Raw genomic sequence first — 19,953 nt, 5'->3', positions numbered from 1 at the left:
AATGATCACCTGACTGGAAGTCATCCCCCCTCATGTATCTGAATTGATCAGCTGGTGTCTGGAACCCTACGTCCAAGTGAATTCGCTCACGAGCCGGACGCGCGATTCAGTCTGAAATGTCTGATAGCTCATATCGTTCCGTTCGTGCTCCGCGTGTCGGCCGACTATTCGGTACCTGTCGGTCGGTCTTGTGGTCAATGAGTCTCACCGTTGCGGTACGTCCGTACCAGAATTATGTATATGTGTATCCGCGCAAGACGGCTTACAGGCCACTGAACCCACTACGACGCAGTGGCGTTCGGTGGTGGTACTCCGACGTCTCTCGACGCTTCCGAACTCGACCGGATGTGCGATGTCGCGGAATTCCTTATGGGCGCTGACCTTTCATCCGTTCTCGTGTGAAAGAAGTCCCTGGACGCTGCGCCGGCTCAGGTCGCCATGCGCAAGTTCCTACGTGTCGGCGTGGTTGTCGAAGGTGCTGCCGACGATGCGTACCAAACCGACGGGATGATCGGATTGGGTTGTGGTGCATGCTCGTACAACACCGGAGGAAGATTTTCCGGAGGAACTGGCGCGAATCTGATCCCGATTCATCTCGCACGCTGACAGAAAAGATCCCCGGCCGAAAAGCGGCCGGGGATCTTTGTCCGTTCGTGGCAGAACTTACGGAACGTAGCGAACCGCTCCCTTGTCGGCGGACGTTGCCAGAGCGGCGTAGGCGCGTAGGGCTGTCGTCACGGTGCGCTGACGATCGACCGGCTGCCACGGGCGCTCGGAGGCCTCCATCTTCGCGCGTCGCTCGGCGAGGACGTCGTCGTCGACCAGGATCTCGAGCGTGCGCGAGGCGACGTCGATGCGGACCTGATCGCCGTTCTGGACGAGTCCGATGACTCCGCCTGCGGCAGCCTCGGGGGAGATGTGACCGATGGACAGTCCGGAAGTTCCGCCCGAGAAACGACCGTCGGTGATCAGTGCGCATTCCTTGCCGAGGCCTGCGCCCTTGAGGAAGGCAGTGGGGTGCAGCATTTCCTGCATGCCGGGGCCACCCTTGGGGCCTTCGTAACGCACGACGAGAACGTCGCCGGCCTTGATCTTCTTCTGCAAGATGACCGAGACGGCTTCTTCCTGAGATTCGACGACCAGCGCCGGGCCCTGGAAGGAGAACAGTTCCTCGTCGATGCCGGCCGTCTTGAGGATTGCGCCGTCGAGTGCGATGTTGCCGCGCAGGACAACCAAGCCGCCTTCGACGGTGTAGGCGTTCTCGACGTCGCGGATGCAGCCGCCGGCCGCATCGGTGTCGAGAGCAGACCAACGGTTATCCGTGGAGAACGGTTCGATGGTGCGCACGCCGCCGGGAGCCGCGTGGAAAAGCTCGATTGCCTCGTCGGTTGCCTTGCCGGAGCGGATGTCCCAGTCGTCGAGCCACTGGTCGAAGCTCTTGGTGTGCACGGTGGACACGTCGGTTTCGAGGAGTCCGCCGCGGCGAAGCTCACCGAGCAGCGCGGGGATTCCGCCGGCGCGGTGGACGTCCTCCATGTGGTAGTCCGAGTTGGGGGAGACCTTGGACAGGCACGGCACCTTGCGGCTGATCGCGTCGATGGTGTCGAGGTCGAAGTCGACCTCGCCTTCCTGAGCCGCAGCCAGCGTGTGCAGGACGGTGTTGGTGGAGCCGCCCATGGCGACGTCGAGAGCCATTGCGTTGCGGAACGCTGCCGGGGTCGCGATGTTGCGCGGCAGCACCGACTCGTCGCCGTCGCGGTAGTACTTGAGGGCAGCCTCGACCACGGTGGTGCCCGCACGAGAGAAGAGTGCGTGACGAGCCTTGTGAGTTGCCAGCGTGGAGCCGTTGCCCGGCAATGCGAGGCCGAGGGCTTCGGTCAGGCAGTTCATGGAGTTGGCGGTGAACATGCCCGAGCACGAGCCGCATGTCGGGCACGCGCTGCGCTCGACCTCGTCGAGGCCTTCGTCGGACACGGCATCGTTGGCAGAGGCCGAGATCGCCGTGATGAGATCGGTGGGGGCTTGGGCCACGCCGCCGACGACCACTGCCTTGCCTGCTTCCATCGGACCGCCGGAGACGAACACGGTCGGGATGTTCAGACGCATCGCGGCGTTGAGCATGCCGGGAGTGATCTTGTCGCAGTTGGAGATACACACCAGTGCGTCGGCCGTGTGGGCGTTTGCCATGTACTCGACCGAATCGGCGATGATCTCGCGGCTCGGGAGCGAGTAGAGCATGCCGCCGTGGCCCATTGCGATGCCGTCGTCGACTGCGATGGTGTGGAACTCACGAGCGACGCCGCCGGCCGCACTGATGGCCTCGGCAACGATCTCGCCTACGTTCTTGAGATGCACGTGTCCGGGTACGAACTGGGTGTACGAGTTCGCTACGGCGACGATCGGCTTTCCGAAGTCGGAATCCGTCATTCCTGTGGCGCGCCACAGGGATCGGGCTCCGGCAGCATTACGTCCGATGGTGGTGGTGCGTGACCTCAACGGGGGCATGGGCGTGTTCCTTATGTGATCGTTGCTGGTCCACTCAAATAGAAGCGAGGGCCTTCCAACGCTACTCGCGTGTTACGGGCGCTTCTCTTCGGGCTGGTCCTGTGAGTTCTCGGCGACCTCGGATTCTGCTTCTGCTTCTGCAGCTGCTTCTTCCTCTTCGGCTTCCTTGGCGGCGAAGGCTTCTGCAGCCGATGCATAGGGATCAGTGATGCGGCCGCCGCTGGCGATCGCGATCTCGGGAAGCCTGACGAAGCTGACCGCAGGCAGGGTCACCTCGGTTCCGTCGGTGAGTTCCGCGCGCGCCCAGCTGCGCTTCGGGAATCGGAAACCCTTGACGTCGTCCCAGGCGAGGGTGCGCTTGGAGAACGTCGAGCGGACCTCGAGGCCGTCAGGGCTGACGGTGGTGCGCAGTCGCGCGACGAGATAGACGGCGATGATCGGAAGGATCAGCAACCAGCTGAAGGCGACGGGCCACCCGAAGATCGGGAAGCTGACCGCGAACAGGAGGAACGCGCACGCCATGTAAGCGAGCTGCGAAATGCGGATGACGTGCCGAAGTGGTTTCGGCGTGTGGGATGATTGAGCCGGTGGCACGGGCTGCTGCGAAGTTGACACCTCTACATCTTCGCATTGCAGCCGATGTATCTCAGATTCTGGGACGGTCGACTCACCAAGTTTGCCGTTCGCGACTAGCGCCTCTACTGTCGAGTGCGTGAAACAGAATGAGTTGCTTGTAATCGGCCGGCGCGTCGTCGCCTGAGTCGATTTTTCAACTCACCAGATAACGACGCGCCACCCTCGCTCAGCAGATGCTGACGGGGGTTTTTTGTTGCCCGGAGCCAGAATCAGAGGATTTCCCAGTGAGCGCACCAACAGCACGGCCTCAACCCACGCCGCGCAAGTCAGGGACACCGAGCCCGACAACCGCGGCTGCCGCAACCCAGACGGCCAACCGTCGCCAGCTCCCGCCTGAGCGGGTAACCGGCGCGCAGTCTGTGGTTCGAGCCCTCGAGGAGCTCGAGGTCGACACGGTATTCGGCATTCCCGGCGGTGCCGTGCTCCCGGTTTACGACCCACTCTTCGATTCGGTCAAGGTCCGCCACGTGCTCGTGCGCCACGAGCAGGGTGCAGGCCACGCTGCCACCGGTTACGCCCAGGCGACCGGCAAGGTCGGCGTCTGCATGGCTACCTCGGGTCCCGGTGCGACCAACCTGGTCACGCCACTGGCCGACGCGCAGATGGACTCCGTTCCGATCGTCGCGATCACCGGACAGGTGGCGCGCTCGCTGATCGGTACCGACGGCTTCCAGGAAGCCGACATCTCAGGCATCACGATGCCGGTCACCAAGCACAACTTCCTGATCACCGACGCGATCGACATCCCGCGCATCATGGCCGAAGCCTTCTACCTCGCGGCCAGCGGTCGCCCCGGCGCCGTCCTGGTCGATATCCCCAAGGACATCCTGCAGTCGCAGACCACGTTCTCGTGGCCGCCGGAGATGCGTCTGCCGGGCTACCGCCCGGTCACCAAGCCGCACGGCAAGCAGGTTCGAGAAGCTGCACGTCTGATCGCCGACGCGAAGTCGCCGGTTCTGTACGTCGGTGGCGGCGTCATCAAGTCGGACTCCTCGCCGGAACTGCTCGAATTGGCAGAGCTGACCGGTATCCCCGTCGTCACCACGCTGATGGCCCGCGGCGCGTTCCCGGACAGCCACGACCTCAACTGCGGTATGCCGGGAATGCACGGCACCGTTGCCGCAGTCGCCGCTCTGCAGCGCAGCGATCTGCTGATCACCCTCGGCGCGCGTTTCGACGACCGCGTCACCGGTCAGCTGAATTCCTTCGCGCCCGACGCCAAGGTCATTCACGCCGACATCGATCCGGCCGAGATCGGCAAGAACCGCTACGCCGACGTCCCGATCGTGGGCGACTGCAAAGAGGTCATCACCGAACTCATCGAGGCTATCCGTGCCGACATGGCCACGGGCACCACGTTCGAACTCTCGGAATGGTGGGCGTACCTGAACGACATCCGTCGTACCTACCCGCTGAGCTACGACCGTCCCACCGACGGTCAGCTGAGCCCGGAGTACGTCATCCAGACCGTCGGCAAGCTCGCCGGACCGGATGCCATCTACTGTGCCGGCGTCGGCCAGCACCAGATGTGGGCCGCGCAGTTCGTCGGTTACGAGAAGCCGCGCACGTGGCTCAACTCGGGCGGGCTCGGCACGATGGGGTACGCGGTTCCCGCAGCCATGGGCGCCAAGATGGGCATGCCCGACACCGAGGTGTGGGCGATCGACGGCGACGGCTGCTTCCAGATGACCAATCAGGAACTCGCAACCTGCGCACTCGAAGGTATCCCGATCAAGGTTGCCCTCATCAACAACGGCAACCTCGGCATGGTGCGTCAGTGGCAGACACTCTTCTACGAAGAGCGCTACTCCAACACCAACCTCGGAACGCACGGCGCCATCCGCATCCCGGACTTCGTCAAGCTTGCAGAAGCATTGGGCTGCCACGGAATTCGTGTCGAGCGCGAAGAAGATGTCGAAGCTGCGATCCGTGAGGCGCAGTCCATCAACGACAAGCCTGTCGTGATCGACTTCATCGTCACCGCTGACGCACAGGTGTGGCCGATGGTCGCTGCCGGAACGAGCAACGACGAAATCATGGCGGCCCGGGGCATCCGGCCGCTGTTCGACGACGACGAGGCAGTTGCCGAGCCCGCCGTCATCCACGAAGCCATGTCACGCGAGCAAGCCGGACCCGCCGCGGGCACAGGGGAGGATCAGAAGTGAGCACCAGTCACACCCTCAGTGTTCTCGTCGAGGACAAGCCAGGCGTGCTGGCCCGCGTCTCCGCACTTTTCTCCCGCCGCGGATTCAACATCGAATCCCTTGCGGTGGGCGGAACCGAGATCCCCGAGATCTCACGTATGACCATCGTCGTCACGGTCGACGAGTTCCCTCTCGAGCAGGTGACGAAGCAGCTCAACAAGCTGATCAACGTCATCAAGATCGTCGAGCAGGACGGTGAAGCATCCGTCGCTCGCGAGCTCGTGCTCATCAAGGTGCGCGCAGATGCAAGCGTGCGCACGCAGGTCATCGAAACGGTGAACCTGTTCCGCGCCAAGGTGATCGACGTCTCCCCGGAGTCCGTCACCATCGAGGCGACCGGTACTCGGTCCAAGCTGGATGCACTGCTGCGGATGCTTGATCCGTACGGTATCCGGGAGATCGTTCAGTCCGGGGTCGTGGCAGTCGGTCGAGGGCCGAAGTCGATCACGGCCACCCGCTAGTACTTTTAGACACGTAAAAATCCAAGGAGAGGTTGAGAACTGTGGCAGTCGAGATGTTCTACGACGACGATGCCGATCTGTCGATCATTCAGGGCCGCAAGGTTGCTGTGATCGGCTACGGAAGCCAGGGCCACGCCCATTCGCTGAGCCTGCGTGACTCGGGCGTCGATGTGCGCATCGGCCTCAAGGAGGGCTCCAAGTCCCGCGAAAAGGCGCAGGAGCAGGGCCTGACAGTCGGTACGCCGGCCGAGGTTTCCGAGTGGGCCGACGTCATCATGGTGCTCGCACCTGACACCGCTCAGGCCAGCATTTTCAAGGGCGACATCGAGCCGAACCTCAAGGACGGCGACGCGCTGTTCTTCGGTCACGGCCTGAACATTCACTTCGACCTGATCAAGGCTCCGGAGTTCGTCACCGTCGGCATGGTTGCCCCCAAGGGACCGGGCCACCTGGTGCGTCGTCAGTTCGTCGACGGCAAGGGCGTTCCCGCGCTCATCGCCATCGACCAGGATCCCAAGGGTGAAGGCCAGGCTCTCGCTCTGTCCTACGCCAAGGGCATCGGCGGAACCCGCGCAGGCGTCATCAAGACCACGTTCAAGGAAGAGACCGAGACGGACCTCTTCGGCGAGCAGGCTGTGCTCTGCGGCGGCACCGAGGAACTGGTCAAGACCGGTTTCGAGGTCATGGTCGAGGCCGGCTACGCACCCGAGATGGCGTACTTCGAGGTTCTGCACGAGCTCAAGCTCATCGTCGACCTCATGTACGAGGGTGGCATCGCCCGCATGAACTACTCGGTGTCCGACACCGCTGAGTTCGGTGGATACCTCTCCGGTCCGCGCGTCATCGACGCCGACACCAAGGAGCGCATGAAGGCGATCCTGGCCGACATCCAGTCCGGCGAGTTCACCCGTCGTCTGGTTGCCAACGTCGAGAACGGCAACACCGAGCTCGAAGGCCTGCGCAAGGCCAACGCCGAGCACCCCATCGAGGTCACCGGCAAGAAGCTGCGCGACCTGATGAGCTGGGTCGATCGTCCGATCACCGAAACCGCGTAATTCGTAGTTTCACGCTCCACGTCTCCACTGGCCTGATGTCGCGCCGGTTCAATTACGTTGAACCAGCGCGGCATTGGGCCGGAGTCGTTTTCCGGGCCGGCTGAGTCCGGATTCATATTCCATCGAGAATTCGCCCGCGAAAGTGTCCACTATGTGGTATCGCCTACCGCGTTGTGGATTCGAAGTGAGCGCGCACTAAACTATCGGTGGTTAAACCACCTTCACACCCACCTAATCAGGGAGTTTGCACGTGAGCCAGCCTGGCCGTCCCGTTGTTCTGATCGCCGACAAGCTCGCGCCGTCCACAGTCGAGGCGCTCGGTGACGGTGTGGAGGTGCGTTGGGTCGACGGACCCGACCGCCCGGCGCTGCTCGCCGCGGTACCCGAGGCCGACGCGATTCTCGTCCGTTCCGCCACCACCGTCGACGCCGAGGTTCTGGCCGCAGGCACCAAGCTGAAGATCATCGGCCGCGCCGGCGTCGGCCTGGACAACGTCGAGATCCCCGCAGCCACCGAGCGCGGCGTGATGGTCGTCAATGCACCGACCTCCAACATCCACTCGGCAGCCGAGCACGCAGTTGCTCTGCTCATGTCGACCGCTCGCCAGATTCCCGCAGCAGACAAGACACTGCGTGAGAACACCTGGAAGCGAAGCAAGTTCAACGGCGTCGAGATCCTCGGCAAGACCGTCGGCGTTGTCGGTCTCGGCCGCATCGGCCAGCTGTTCGCGCAGCGTCTCGCCGCGTTCGAAACCACCATCATCGCGTACGACCCCTACTTGCCCGCAGCTCGTGCAGCGCAGCTCGGCATCGAACTGGTCACCATCGACGAGCTCGTCGAGCGCGCCGACTTCATCTCCGTGCACCTGCCCAAGACCAAGGAAACGGCCGGCCTGATCAACGCCGAGCGTCTCGCCAAGGCCAAGGACGGCGTCATCATCGTCAACGCCGCCCGCGGTGGTCTGATCGACGAAGACGCGCTCTACGACGCACTGGTCTCCGGCAAGGTCCGCGGCGCCGGTCTCGACGTGTTCAGCACCGAGCCGTGCACCGATTCCAAGCTCTTCGAGCTCGACAACGTCGTCGTCACCCCGCACCTCGGAGCATCGACGTCCGAGGCTCAGGACCGCGCGGGCATCGACGTGGCGAAGAGTGTTCTCCTCGCTCTGGCGGGCGAATTCGTTCCCGAGGCTGTCAACGTCTCCGGCGGCCCCGTCGGAGAAGAAGTTGCTCCGTGGCTCGAGCTGGTCCGCAAGCTCGGTCTCCTCGCTGCGACGTTGTCGCCCGAAGCTGTGCAGACCGTGCAGGTTGTCGCCACCGGCGAGCTGTCTGCCGAAACCGTCGACATCCTCGGCCTGGCTGCACTGCGCGGCGTGTTCTCCGCCAGCAGCGACGAGGCCGTCACGTTCGTCAACGCTCCGGCACTGGCCGAGCAGCGCGGCGTGACCGTATCGGTCGAGAAGCACTCCGAGGCTCTTGCTCACCGCAGCGCGGTCGAGGTTCGCGCAGTTGCCGCGGACGGCACGGTCACGTCGGTCACGGGCGCACTCACCGGTCTGCAGCAGGTCGAGAAGATCGTCAACATCAACGGACGCAGCTTCGACCTGCGCGCCGAGGGTCACAACATCGTCGTTCACTACAGCGATCGCCCGGGCGTTCTCGGTGTCCTCGGCACCGTTCTCGGCAACGCGGGCGTGGACATCCTCGCCGCAGCACTGAGCCAGGATGCCGAAGGCGAAGGCGCAACGGTCATCTTGCGCGTCGATCGCGTCGTCGGAGACGCCGAGGTCGAGGCAATCGTCTCGCAGCTCGACGCTCGCGTCGCCCAGGTCGACCTTTCCTGATTGTTTTTGCTGTGCGCCTTTATTAACCGCCCGCGGTTAATAAAGGCGCACAGTTCTACTGAGATGAGGACTCCATGAAGCTTGCGGTCATTCCGGGCGACGGAATCGGTGTCGAGGTCACAGCCGAAGCACTCAAGGTGCTCGGCAAGTTGGTTCCGGGTCTGGAAACCACCGAATACGATCTCGGTGCCCGTCGCTACAACGCCACCGGCGAGTTGCTCCCGGCGGACGAGCTGGACCAGATCCGCCAGCACGACGCAATCCTGTTGGGCGCCATCGGTGATCCGCGGATCGTCGCACCCGGCATCCTCGAGCGTGGTCTGCTGCTGAACATGCGTTTCCAGCTCGATCATCACGTGAATCTTCGCCCCGCACAGCTGTACCCGGGTGCGCTGTCGCCGTTGGCCGCCCAGCCGGAGATCGACTTCGTCGTGGTTCGTGAAGGCACCGAGGGCCCGTACACCGGTAACGGTGGAGCAATCCGCGTCGGCACCGATCACGAGATCGCGACCGAGGTGTCGATCAACACCTGGTTCGGCGCCGAGCGTGTTGTTCGTTATGCATTCGCGTTGGCGCAGACACGTTCCAAGCACCTCACACTGATCCACAAGACCAACGTGCTCTCCAATGCGGGCGCAATCTGGACGCGTGCGATCGAGACCGTCGGGGCCGAGTACCCGGACGTCGAGACCGCGTACTGCCACATCGACGCTGCCACCATCTACATGGTGACCGACCCGTCGCGGTTCGACGTCATCGTCACGGACAACCTCTTCGGTGACATCATCACCGACCTGGCCGGTGCCGTGACCGGTGGAATCGGTTTGGCCGCAAGCGGAAACATCGACGCGTCCGGTACCAACCCGTCGATGTTCGAGCCCGTGCACGGCAGTGCTCCGGACATCGCCGGCAAGGGAATCGCAGATCCCACCGCCGCGATCCTCTCGGCCGCACTGCTTCTTCGCCATCTCGGACGCGAGGACGACGCCGCTCGCGTCGAGGCTGTGGTCGCTGCCGACCTGGCAACGCGCGGCGAAGGCCCCATCTCCACGACCGAGATCGGCGACCGGATCACCGCAGCGCTGTAAGGATTTCTTTCACGAGACTGACGCGCGTAAGCCTTTCGGCTTGCGCGCGTCAGTCGTTTCCGGCACCCCGATAGACTGGCCAGTATGCGTCTTGGTCGAATTGCCAGTCCCGATGGTGTTGCGTTCGTCAGTATCGAAGGTGAAGAGGATGCCCTCGTCGCCAAGGAAATTGCGGAGCACCCGTTCGGGAACCCCACCTTTACCGGCCGTAGTTGGCCGCTTGCCGATGTTCGTCTGCTGGCTCCGATTCTCGCCAGCAAGGTGATCTGTATCGGCAAGAATTATGCAGATCACATCGCGGAGATGGGCGGCGAGGCGCCGGCTGATCCGGTGATCTTCCTCAAGCCCAATACGTCCATCGTCGGCCCGGGCGCCCCGATCGTCTTGCCTCCGACGTCCAACGAGGTGCATTTCGAGGGTGAACTCGCGGTGGTCATCGGTCAGCCTTGCAAAGACGTACCCGCGGCGAAGGCGTTGAGCGTGGTCCTTGGCTACACGATCGCCAACGACGTATCGGCGCGAGATCATCAGCGTCACGACGGGCAATGGACGCGCGCGAAGGGCCACGACACCTTCTGCCCGCTCGGTCCGTGGATCGAAACCAGCCTCGATGCGTCCGACGTCGACATCAAGACCGAGGTGAACGGTCAGGTCAAGCAGGACAGCAGCACCGCCTTCCTGCTTCACGACATTCCGAAGATCATCGAGTGGATCTCGGCGGTGATGACCCTCCTGCCCGGCGACGTCATCCTCACCGGAACCCCCGCCGGAGTCGGCCCGATCGTCGAAGGAGATTCCGTGTCGGTCACGGTGTCGGGGATCGGCACGCTCACGAACCCGGTGACCGCAAAGAATTGATCTGACCCGGTTCGTTCCGTCATGTCACTACGAAGGCCCCATTCCCACCGGATGGGGCCTTCGTCGTGGTGTGAGTCGAGAGGTGTCTGTCAAAGAAAAGTTGCAAGATGGTAACTAACGTTCGGTGGCCGATTGGGATTGCCTTCCGGTTCCAGGTAATCGGGCCCTGGGACTGACCTGCGGGTTTCATGAGCCAGGCGAAGCTTCGTTCCTGATCCTCCTGGCGTTATGTCTGATTTAGCCAGGTTGAGAGAGTTCGCCTCGCGGTTTGCTGCCGCGGCTCACAACAGACCAAATTCCCTGAAATGTAACGCTGAGCAGTAGGGTGACCGATAACTGAAGAGAAGCCGATGGGGCAATCGAGTGGATTGCGCAGAAACGTGGTGATACATGACGACCTTCGCGGAAGGCTCCCGGACAGCGGCAGGGCAAGCGCAGAACGGTCAGCGGCCGGTGTGGCGAGACAAGAAGCGCTACCTGTGGCCACTGGGTTTGCTGGTGCCCCTCAGTCCGTTCGCTGCGTGGTTCCTGGTCGACAAATTCAGTCTCGGGCTCTTCTGGGCCATCGGGGCCTGGCTCATCGTGATCGTCATTCCCCTGATCGATCTACTGGCGGGCGAGGACGGTAACAGCCCACCGGACGAAGCGATCCCTGAATTGCAAGAGGATCGTTTTTACCGCTGGTGCACGTATCTGTTCCTGCCCCTCCAATACGTCGGTCTCGTGTTCGTCGCCTGGTGCTGGGTGAATGCGCCGATGGCGGCGGGGGAGAAGTTCGCGCTCGCGATGACTGCCGGCGTGGTTGCCGGTGTGGGGATCAACGCGGCGCATGAATTAGGGCACAAGAGCGAGAAGCTCGAGAAGTGGCTCGCGAAAGTAGCGCTGGCGCAGTCCTTCTACGGCCATTTCTACGTCGAGCACAACCATGGTCACCACGTCCGTGTCGCGACGCCGGAGGATCCGGCCAGTTCGCGATACAAGGAAAACTTCTGGTTCTTCTTGCCGCGCAGTGTCATCGGCGGCCTGCGCTCGGGATGGCGGATCGAAAGCGCTCGCCTGCAGCGTCAAGGCAGACGGACGTGGAGCTATCGGAACAACATCCTGAACGCGTGGGCGATGAGTGTTGTCCTGTTCGGCAGCCTGATCGCGGTGTTCGGGTGGGAAATCGCACCGTGGCTGGCCGTTCAGGCGATTGCCGGATTCACGTTCCTCGAGACCGCCAACTATCTCGAGCACTACGGCTTGCTACGTGCGAAGCGGCCTGACGGCTCGTACGTTCGCTGCTCGCCCGAGGACAGCTGGAACAGCGACCACGTCGTCAGCAATCTGTTCCTCTATCAACTTCAGCGTCACAGTGACCATCACGCGAATCCGCGTCTGCGGTACCAGAGCCTGCGCAGTGCGGCCGAAGCGCCGCAACTTCCAGCGGGTTACGCGGTCATGATCGTATGCGCGTGGGTGCCGCCGCTGTGGCGAAAGGTCATGGACAAGCGACTACTCGCCTACTACGACGGTGACATGACACGTATCAACGTCTTGCCGGGTAAGTGATCGGCGGGATGGAGGAAGCGCTGCGGGACTAACCTGTAGTACGACCATCCATCATCGCCGAGCCAAGTGAGCCATGACCAACAGCGAAGTACGCGTCCGTTTCTGTCCGTCACCCACCGGAACCCCGCACGTAGGTTTGGTGCGCACCGCCTTGTTCAACTGGGCATTCGCACGACACCACGGCGGCACGTTCGTGTTCCGTATCGAAGACACCGATGCGCAGCGCGACAGTGAAGAGTCCTACCAGGCCATCCTCGACGCCCTCCGCTGGTTGGGGCTCAATTGGGACGAGGGCCCGGAGGTCGGTGGGCCGCACGCACCGTATCGCCAGTCCGAGCGTCGCGACCTGCATCTCGACGTCGTTGCCAAGTTGCTGGCCGCGGGCGAGGCCTACGAGTCCTACTCGACCAACGAAGAAGTGGAAGCGCGACACAAGGCGGCCGGACGCGACCCGAAGCTCGGATACGACAACTTCGATCGCGACCTCAGCGACGAGCAGCGCGCTGCCTACGTCGCCGAGGGTCGCAAGCCGGTCGTCCGCCTCCGGATGCCCGATCACGACCTGACGTGGAACGACCTGGTTCGCGGCGAGACCACGTTCAAGGCAGGCACCGTTCCGGACTTCGCGTTGACTCGCGGGAACGGTATTCCGCTGTACACGCTGGTCAACCCCGTCGACGACGCGTTGATGAAGATCACCCACGTACTGCGCGGAGAGGACCTGCTGTCCTCGACCCCGCGTCAGCTCGCGTTGTACGAGGCTTTGATCCGCATCGGTGTCGCCGATTTCACACCGTCGTTCGGGCACCTGCCGTTCGTGATGGGTCAGGGCAACAAGAAGCTTTCCAAGCGCGATCCCGAGTCCAACCTCTTCATTCACCGCGATCGGGGCTTCATTCCCGAGGGACTGCTGAACTACTTGGCTCTGCTCGGGTGGAGCATTGCCGACGATCACGATGTCTTCTCACTCGACGAGATGGTTGCGGCCTTCGACGTTTCGAAGGTCAACTCCAACCCTGCCCGCTTCGACCAGAAAAAGGCCGACGCGATCAATGCCGAGCACATTCGCTTGCTCCAGCCGGCCGACTTCGCGGCCCGCCTGAAGTCGTTCCTGGTGGAGCACGGCCACATCAGCGCCGACGTCGATGAAGCCACGTTCACTGTTGCGGCGGACCTCGTGCAGACGCGCATCGTCGTCCTGTCCGACGCGTGGGATCTGCTGAAGTTCCTGTTCGTCGACGAGGCGTCGTTTGCTCTCGATCCGGCCGCGGCGGCAAAGAACCTGAAGGAAGACGCTGGTCCGGTTCTGGACGCGTCTCTTGCGGCGCTCGAGGCAACCTCGGAGTGGACTGCGGCCAGTATCGAGGAAGCACTCAAGAAGGCCCTCATCGAGGATCTGGAGCTCAAACCGCGTAAGGCCTTCGCTCCGGTTCGGGTCGCGATCACCGGCTCTCACATCAGCCCTCCGCTGTACGAGTCGATGGAATTGCTCGGTCGTGAGGTCTCGATTGCTCGGTTGCGCGCCGGTAGGGCAGCGGTAACCGCCTAGATCGGACGGTCTTCCGGCCGAAAATGAAGCAAAAACCTCCCGTGACCATACGATTTGGTATTTGGGGCAGGGGTACTGGTAATCTTCTTTTCGGCCGGAGACGAGCCGCCGAGCACAACAGCGAAGCGGATCGGGCAAGGCTGGTGAGCAAGACCTTGGGGTATGGTGTAATTGGCAACACAGCGGTTTCTGGTACCGCCATTCTAGGTTCGAGTCCTGGTACCCCAGCGGAAATCCGGTCGATTTTGTGGCCGGACTCAGACAAGCTAAGCTTGCTGAGCATCCAAGAGCAAGACTGAATACCACGTTTAAAAGCGTGTCCTGGCCCCGTCGTCTAGCGGCCTAGGACGCCGCCCTCTCAAGGCGGTAGCGCGGGTTCGAATCCCGTCGGGGCTACAAAGGAAAGACCCTCCGATGATTGATCGGAGGGTCTTTTCGTATGTGCCGGAAATGTCTCCGGCGATGCGAAAAACGATCACCCCCAGTCGAATTCGACTGGGGGTGATCGTCATCTCACTCTGTTGTCCGCGATCGGCTATCCGCTCTTGCGGCGGAACTCTCGCTTGTGATCGGCCGGGCCATGCGTGTTGTGGACCTTGGACTGTCCGTCGCGATGGTCGGTCGATTTGGCGTTCTGATGATTCTTCCGTTCGAGGGCTTCACGGAACTTTCGTTTGGTTTCCTCCGATTAGGATTCGGGTTCCGACGGGGTGTTGCTGTCGAGATCGCTCATATGCTCACTCCTTGTTGTTGGGCCTGTTGGTGAAACTACGCCGGCCCGAATTCGAAAGCTCGTGAATTTCGCTTCACGAATCTCGGGGTCTACGGCGATGGTGCAGTAGAACCGGAAAGAGGCATCGCAGGCATCCCGAGTTTGCGGTGATCCCACGAACGAGTTCGATCGGGAACGAACCGTACCGCGACGCGCTTGTGGAGCATCGCGTCGACGGCCGGGCGGAGATCCTCCGTGTACGGGCCCGTGTATCGCTCCCAGACACTGATTCCCACGGCAAAGAGAGCCCCCGGATCCTCGACGATCACTCCGGTGCCCTCCATCGAGACTCCTCGCAGCGTGTCGTACGTCAGACCGTCTTCGATCAGGACGGACATACGGGTGTCCCGGCGAAGATTGACCGCCTTCTGCGACTTGGCTTTGGTTTCGAACCAGATTTCGCCGTCGACTATCGCAAACCACATCGCGATCAGGTGAGGCATTCCGTCGGCGCTCAACGTCGCCATCGTTGCCGTACGGCTCTTTTCGACGAAGCTCGAAATTTCGGCCTCGGTCATCGTGATCTGACTACGCTGCTTTCCTGCCATGGTCGCGTCGTACTCCTACGTGCTCGAGGATCTGAAGGCCTTACTGTGTCACGAATTACAGACGCTTGTGGAGCGCTTCGGCAGCTGCGAGAAGGTCCGCCGCCCAGCGGGCTCCCGGTCGTCTACCCATCCGATCGATGGGGCCGGAGACCGAAATCGCGGCAATGACAGCGCCTGCCGAGTCTCGGACGGGAGCCGCGACGCTGGCGACACCCGGCTCACGTTCGGCTGCACTCTGTGCCCAGCCGCGCCGGCGAACCTCGAGGAGCACTCGTTCGCCGAACGACGCATCGGCGAGAACGGTCCGTTGGGTTTGTGGATCTGCCCATGCGAGAAGGACCTTGGCGCCGGAACCGGCATTCATCGGCAGCCTGGCCCCGACGAGAACTGTGTCGCGAAGGCCCGTGGGCGGTTCCATCGACGCAACGCAGATGCGTTGGGTGCCTTCCCGGCGGTACAGCTGGACGCTTTCGCCGGTGATTTCGCGAAGGCGGGGGAGGATGAGTCCGGCCGCAGCAATGAGTGGATCATTAGCGGTGGCAGCGAGTTCGGCGAGTCCGGGCCCTGGGCACCACTGACCATCCGAGTCGCGTGTGAGGAGTCGATGGACTTCGAGACCGACGGCGAGTCTATGGGCGGTCGCGCGCGGCAAACCGGTTCGTGCACAGAGTTCGGTGAGGCTGCACGGTTCCTCAGCTACTGCATGAAGAACGCCCATTGCTTTGTCCAGGACGCCGATGCCGCTATGCTGTCTCATAGGTCGATACCAGTTTCTCGCATAGTGGGATAATAGCGCATTTCCTGGTGGACTAGCGCATTTACTGAAGGGCTAGTGCATTTCCTAGGGGCAGCCTGCATCTGCTGCGAGGGCTGGGGACCTACTTCACGCGCGGCGGGCCAGCCCGTAGTCCGCCGACGCGAGGCTACGTACAGAGGTGGAAGACATGGCACAGAAAGCACGCACTCTCGCCGAGAAGGTGTGGGACGACCACGTTGTCGTGAAAGGGGAGGGGCAGGATCCCGACCTCATCTACATCGATCTCCACCTCGTTCACGAAGTGACGAGCCCGCAGGCCTTCGACGGACTTCGCTTGGCCGGACGCCCGTTGCGCCGTCCCGACCTGACGATCGCCACCGAGGACCACAATGTTCCGACGATCGACATCGACAAGCCGATCGCCGATCCCGTGTCCAAGACTCAGGTCGACACCTTGCGCCGAAATTGCGAAGAATTCGGAGTTCGCTTGCACCGCATGGGCGATCTCGATCAGGGCATCGTGCATGTGGTCGGACCGCAGCTCGGCCTGACTCAGCCGGGAACCACCGTGGTGTGCGGCGACAGTCATACGTCGACGCACGGCGCATTCGGTGCGCTCGCAATGGGAATCGGCACCAGCGAGGTCGAGCACGTGATGGCGACGCAGACATTGTCGTTGCGCCCCTTCAAGACCATGGCGATCACGGTCGACGGCGAGCTGCCTCCTGGCGTCACGAGCAAGGACTTGATCCTGGCAGTCATCGCCAAGATCGGCACCGGCGGCGGCCAGGGCTACGTCCTGGAGTACCGCGGCGAGGCCATTCGCAAACTGTCGATGGAAGCTCGTATGACCATCTGCAACATGTCGATCGAGGCCGGAGCCCGTGCGGGCATGATCGCACCGGACGAGATCACTTACGAGTTCATCAAGGGCCGTCCGCATGCACCGTCGGGCGCAGAGTGGGACGAAGCCGTCGCCGCGTGGGAGTTGCTCAAGACCGACGAGGGCGCCGAATTCGACAACGAGGTCCACATCGACGCAAGCGCATTGACGCCTTTTGTCACGTGGGGAACCAATCCGGGACAGGGTGCACCGCTCGGTGACCGTGTTCCCGATCCGGAACTGATCGTCGACGAGAGCGAGCGTCAGGCTGCCGAGAAGGCGCTCACCTACATGGGTCTCGACGCCGGCATGGCGCTTCGGGATGTTGCTGTCGACACCGTCTTCGTCGGTTCGTGCACCAACGGACGCATCGAAGATCTGCGCGCGGTGGCCGAGGTGCTCGAGGGTCGCCATGTGGCAGAGGGCGTTCGGATGCTCATCGTTCCCGGCTCGATGCGGGTGCGTGCTCAAGCCGAAAGTGAAGGTCTCGGTGAAATCTTCACGGCGGCAGGGGCCGAATGGCGCCAGGCCGGTTGCTCGATGTGCTTGGGAATGAACCCTGACCAGCTTGCTCCCGGCGAGCGTTCGGCATCGACGTCCAACCGGAATTTCGAAGGCCGACAGGGTAAAGGCGGTCGGACCCATCTGGTTTCCCCGCTCGTCGCGGCTGCCACTGCGGTCCGCGGAACGCTCTCGGCACCGGCCGATCTGGTCTGACCCACTTACCATCTCGAGGAGAATTTCGATGGAATCCTTTACCACGCACAAGGGTATCGGCGTCCCGCTGCGACGCTCGAATGTCGATACCGATCAGATCATCCCTGCCGTGTACCTGAAACGGGTGACGCGCACGGGATTCGAGGACGGGCTGTTTGCAGGCTGGCGCACCGACCCCAACTTCATTCTCAATCTGGCTCCGTACGACAAGGGAAGTGTCCTCGTAGCCGGTCCCGATTTCGGCACGGGCTCTTCGCGTGAGCATGCCGTGTGGGCTCTCTCCGACTTCGGATTTCGGGTCGTCATCGCTTCCCGGTTCGCCGACATCTTCCGCGGGAACGCCGGAAAAGCCGGTCTCGTAGCGGCACAGGTCGAGCAGAGTGACGTCGAATTGCTCTGGAAGTTGCTCGAAGAGCAGCCCGGACTGGAATTGACAGTAGATCTCGAGAATCGGACCGTGAGCGCCGGAACTACGGTGGTGCCGTTCAATATTGACGACTACACACGGTGGCGTCTGCTGGAGGGTCTCGACGACATCGGACTGACATTGCGGCAGGTAGAAGCGATTTCCGAGTTCGAAAAGTCAAGGCCTTCATGGAAACCGACTACCCTTCCAGCCCGAATTTCGCAGGGCTGAACCGAAATCCGCAACTCCGCGCGGGAAGAGAAATAGGTCACCATTTCGCAGTCACGTTGAATGAGAATTGGCGTGGCACATAGACTCTTGCCGTTATCAGGTTTACCGTGGTTCTCAGTCGGTCCGACGGTGGACCACAATTAGCGGAGGAATTTCAATGAACAAGGCAGAGCTCATCGATGTTCTGACTGAAAAGCTGGGTTCGGACAGGCGCACAGCGACCGACGCAGTGGAGCACGTCGTGGACACCATCGTCCGCGCCGTCCACCGTGGCGAGAGCGTGACCATCACCGGCTTCGGAGTCTTCGAGCAGCGTCGTCGTGCAGCACGTGTTGCACGCAACCCGCGTACGGGCGAGACCGTCAAGGTCAAGCCGACGTCGGTTCCGGCTTTCCGTCCGGGTGCGCAGTTCAAGGCTGTTATCGCTGGTGGACAGAAGCTTCCGGCCACCGGCCCGGCAGTCAAGCGTGGCGTAGCAGCACCGGCCACCAAGGCTGCAGCCAAGAAGGCTGCTGCCAAGAAGACCGCAGCCAAGAAGGCTCCGGCAAAGAAGGCTCCGGCCAAGACCGCAGCCAAGAAGACGGTTGCCGCGAAGGCTCCCGCCAAGAAGGCTCCGGCCAAGACCGCAGCCAAGAAGACGGTTGCCACCAAGGCTCCCGCCAAGAAGGCTCCGGCCAAGACCGCAGCCAAGGCTCCGGCCAAGAAGGCTCCGGCCAAGAAGGCTCCGGCCAAGACCGCAGCCAAGAAGGCTCCGGCCAAGAAGGCTCCGGCCAAGCGCGGAAAGTAGTCGCGTTCGGGTGAAAAACCCGATGCCGTAAGACAAAGAGGTGCAGCCGCGGATCTGATCCGCGGCTGCACCTCTTTTTGCTGTCTGGGAGAAGTGTGAATTCTCCTGTGTTTCAGTGCTTTGCAAAACTACCGAATCGAGCTGGGGCCGGTTGGTCCAAATCCCTCAGGAGTTGGCGACTTTGGGGAGCGGGCTGTCGAGGTGATCGGCGGCGACGAGACGGCCGTCGAGGAACGAGAGCACCCAAGTGCTCGCCTTACGGTTGCGTGCAGAGGGCAGTGTTACACCGGCCGTATCAGCCCACCAGCGCATCAAATCGGGGATGACGCCTCCTTGGCTGCAGATCACTGGAGTGCCCTCCAGTGCGGCTATCTGCAGCGCACGTGCCCGCGCGGCGTCGGGATCGGCCTCGTAACCTTCTTCGGTCAGAAGAGGTTCCGTCGAAATCTCGACACCCAATGCCTCCGCCAACGGCATTACGGTGTCGATGCAGCGCGTACGGTCAGCCGCGAAAACCGAATCGGCTCCGAAGATTTTCAGCTGTTCGACCAAGGCGGCGGATTGTTCTTTGCCCTTGGCGTCGAGTGGACGCAAATTGTCGTCGCCCTTGTACCGCTTACGGCTTCCAGCCTTTGCGTGGCGGACGAGTAATACCGTTTTCGTGTCAGGCCGAATGGAAACGAAGCGGCGAAGAATCATTCGATCCATCGGGTAGGAAAGATGATCGGCGACTTCGGCGACCGGAAGCCAATAGAGAACATCTACTTCGTTATTCGGCCCGAAATCTCCGTCGACTGCTTCGGCCGACCAGTATTCGACTCGTTTGAGTTTGCGATGTCCCGGGATCGGGTACGTCACGCCACCGAGGTGCCTTCCGAAACGTCCGGTGATCGAGGTCTCTTCGCGGACCTCGCGAACTGCTGCGGTCAAGAAGGTCTCGCCTGGATCGAGCTTTCCTTTGGGGAATGACCAGTCGTCGTACTTCGGTCGATGTACGACGGCGATCTCGATGGCGGAAGGATCCTGGGGAGCCTTCCGCCACAGAACCGCGCCTGCGGCAAAGATGTTGGCTTTGACCGGCTTGTCGCTCATGGTGTGATCC

16 protein-coding genes, 2 tRNA genes and 1 pseudogene are annotated in these 19,953 nt (G+C 62.2%); 13 read left to right on the top strand and 6 right to left on the bottom strand.

The window, feature by feature from the left end; genetic code table 11:
* Positions 1–663: 663 nt before the first annotated feature.
* Together ilvD and EEB12_RS03920 are read right to left on the bottom strand one after the other, a co-directional pair.
* Positions 664–2,505: a dihydroxy-acid dehydratase gene (gene ilvD, locus EEB12_RS03925; protein ID WP_019747927.1), complete on the bottom strand. Its 1,842-nt coding sequence runs from the start codon at positions 2,503–2,505 to the stop codon at positions 664–666.
* 72 nt (positions 2,506–2,577) lie between these two features.
* A complete protein-coding gene (locus tag EEB12_RS03920) occupies positions 2,578–3,099 on the bottom strand; it encodes a PH domain-containing protein (RefSeq protein WP_021333074.1) in 522 nt (173 codons plus the stop codon).
* Positions 3,100–3,365: 266 nt separating this feature from the next.
* Between EEB12_RS03920 and EEB12_RS03915 the strand changes: the two genes are divergently transcribed.
* From EEB12_RS03915 to EEB12_RS03870, 10 genes are all read left to right on the top strand, one after another.
* The gene (locus tag EEB12_RS03915) at positions 3,366–5,306 is read left to right on the top strand and encodes an acetolactate synthase large subunit (RefSeq protein WP_019747929.1); all 1,941 of its coding nucleotides are present in this window, start codon (positions 3,366–3,368) and stop codon (positions 5,304–5,306) included.
* On the top strand, positions 5,303–5,806 hold the full coding sequence (gene ilvN / locus EEB12_RS03910; protein ID WP_003944718.1) for an acetolactate synthase small subunit: 504 nt from the start codon (positions 5,303–5,305) through the stop codon (positions 5,804–5,806). Before EEB12_RS03915 ends, ilvN begins: the two co-directional genes overlap by 4 nt.
* A 53-nt stretch (positions 5,807–5,859) precedes the next feature.
* A complete protein-coding gene (gene ilvC, locus EEB12_RS03905; RefSeq protein ID WP_029255107.1) occupies positions 5,860–6,861 on the top strand; it encodes a ketol-acid reductoisomerase in 1,002 nt (333 codons plus the stop codon).
* A gap of 250 nt (positions 6,862–7,111) precedes the next feature.
* Positions 7,112–8,704 (top strand): phosphoglycerate dehydrogenase, encoded by a 1,593-nt coding sequence (serA, locus tag EEB12_RS03900; protein WP_003944758.1) that lies wholly within the window; start codon positions 7,112–7,114, stop codon positions 8,702–8,704.
* Positions 8,705–8,778: 74 nt separating this feature from the next.
* On the top strand, positions 8,779–9,792 hold the full coding sequence (locus EEB12_RS03895) for a 3-isopropylmalate dehydrogenase (RefSeq protein WP_069145944.1): 1,014 nt from the start codon (positions 8,779–8,781) through the stop codon (positions 9,790–9,792).
* Positions 9,793–9,876: 84 nt separating this feature from the next.
* Positions 9,877–10,650 (top strand): fumarylacetoacetate hydrolase family protein, encoded by a 774-nt coding sequence (locus EEB12_RS03890; protein ID WP_134998813.1) that lies wholly within the window; start codon positions 9,877–9,879, stop codon positions 10,648–10,650.
* A 390-nt stretch (positions 10,651–11,040) separates the two neighbouring features.
* Positions 11,041–12,201 carry an alkane 1-monooxygenase gene (locus EEB12_RS03885; protein ID WP_020969312.1) on the top strand — a complete coding sequence of 387 codons (1,161 nt, stop codon included), beginning with the start codon at positions 11,041–11,043 and terminating at the stop codon, positions 12,199–12,201.
* A gap of 73 nt (positions 12,202–12,274) precedes the next feature.
* Positions 12,275–13,750, top strand: coding sequence for a glutamate--tRNA ligase (gene gltX / locus EEB12_RS03880; RefSeq protein ID WP_019747934.1), 1,476 nt, complete (start codon positions 12,275–12,277; stop codon positions 13,748–13,750).
* Between the two features lie 156 nt (positions 13,751–13,906).
* A tRNA-Gln gene (locus EEB12_RS03875) sits at positions 13,907–13,978 on the top strand.
* Between the two features lie 95 nt (positions 13,979–14,073).
* Positions 14,074–14,146: transfer RNA gene (locus tag EEB12_RS03870), tRNA-Glu, on the top strand.
* 139 nt (positions 14,147–14,285) lie between these two features.
* Here the strand turns inward: EEB12_RS03870 and EEB12_RS03865 are convergent.
* From EEB12_RS03865 to EEB12_RS03855, 3 genes and pseudogenes are all read right to left on the bottom strand, one after another.
* Positions 14,286–14,438: pseudogene (locus tag EEB12_RS03865) on the bottom strand (DUF5302 domain-containing protein); the annotation flags it as partial.
* Positions 14,439–14,572: 134 nt separating this feature from the next.
* Complete coding sequence (locus EEB12_RS03860; protein ID WP_069145947.1) at positions 14,573–15,070, bottom strand: pyridoxamine 5'-phosphate oxidase family protein; 498 nt, start codon at positions 15,068–15,070, stop codon at positions 14,573–14,575.
* Positions 15,071–15,125: 55 nt separating this feature from the next.
* Positions 15,126–15,827, bottom strand: a complete 702-nt coding sequence (locus EEB12_RS03855) for an IclR family transcriptional regulator (RefSeq protein WP_007729342.1) — start codon at positions 15,825–15,827, stop codon at positions 15,126–15,128.
* A gap of 178 nt (positions 15,828–16,005) precedes the next feature.
* Here EEB12_RS03855 and leuC point away from each other — a divergent pair, with 178 nt between their 5' ends.
* From leuC to EEB12_RS03840, 3 genes are all read left to right on the top strand, one after another.
* Positions 16,006–17,427, top strand: a complete 1,422-nt coding sequence (gene leuC / locus EEB12_RS03850) for a 3-isopropylmalate dehydratase large subunit (RefSeq protein ID WP_046378385.1) — start codon at positions 16,006–16,008, stop codon at positions 17,425–17,427.
* A 28-nt stretch (positions 17,428–17,455) separates the two neighbouring features.
* Complete coding sequence (leuD, locus tag EEB12_RS03845; RefSeq protein WP_019747937.1) at positions 17,456–18,064, top strand: 3-isopropylmalate dehydratase small subunit; 609 nt, start codon at positions 17,456–17,458, stop codon at positions 18,062–18,064.
* 157 nt (positions 18,065–18,221) lie between these two features.
* Positions 18,222–18,851, top strand: coding sequence for an HU family DNA-binding protein (locus EEB12_RS03840; protein ID WP_019747938.1), 630 nt, complete (start codon positions 18,222–18,224; stop codon positions 18,849–18,851).
* A 165-nt stretch (positions 18,852–19,016) separates the two neighbouring features.
* Here EEB12_RS03840 and EEB12_RS03835 read toward each other — a convergent pair whose 3' ends face one another.
* Positions 19,017–19,943 (bottom strand): bifunctional NUDIX hydrolase/histidine phosphatase family protein, encoded by a 927-nt coding sequence (locus EEB12_RS03835; RefSeq protein ID WP_019747939.1) that lies wholly within the window; start codon positions 19,941–19,943, stop codon positions 19,017–19,019.
* Positions 19,944–19,953 lie beyond the last annotated feature (10 nt).

Origin of the sequence: Rhodococcus sp. WS1, from assembly GCF_003797745.1 — a bacterium.
In the GTDB taxonomy this organism is placed as follows: Bacteria; Actinomycetota; Actinomycetes; order Mycobacteriales; family Mycobacteriaceae; genus Rhodococcus_F; species Rhodococcus_F erythropolis.
This window is presented reverse-complemented; position numbering and strand designations above follow the sequence as displayed.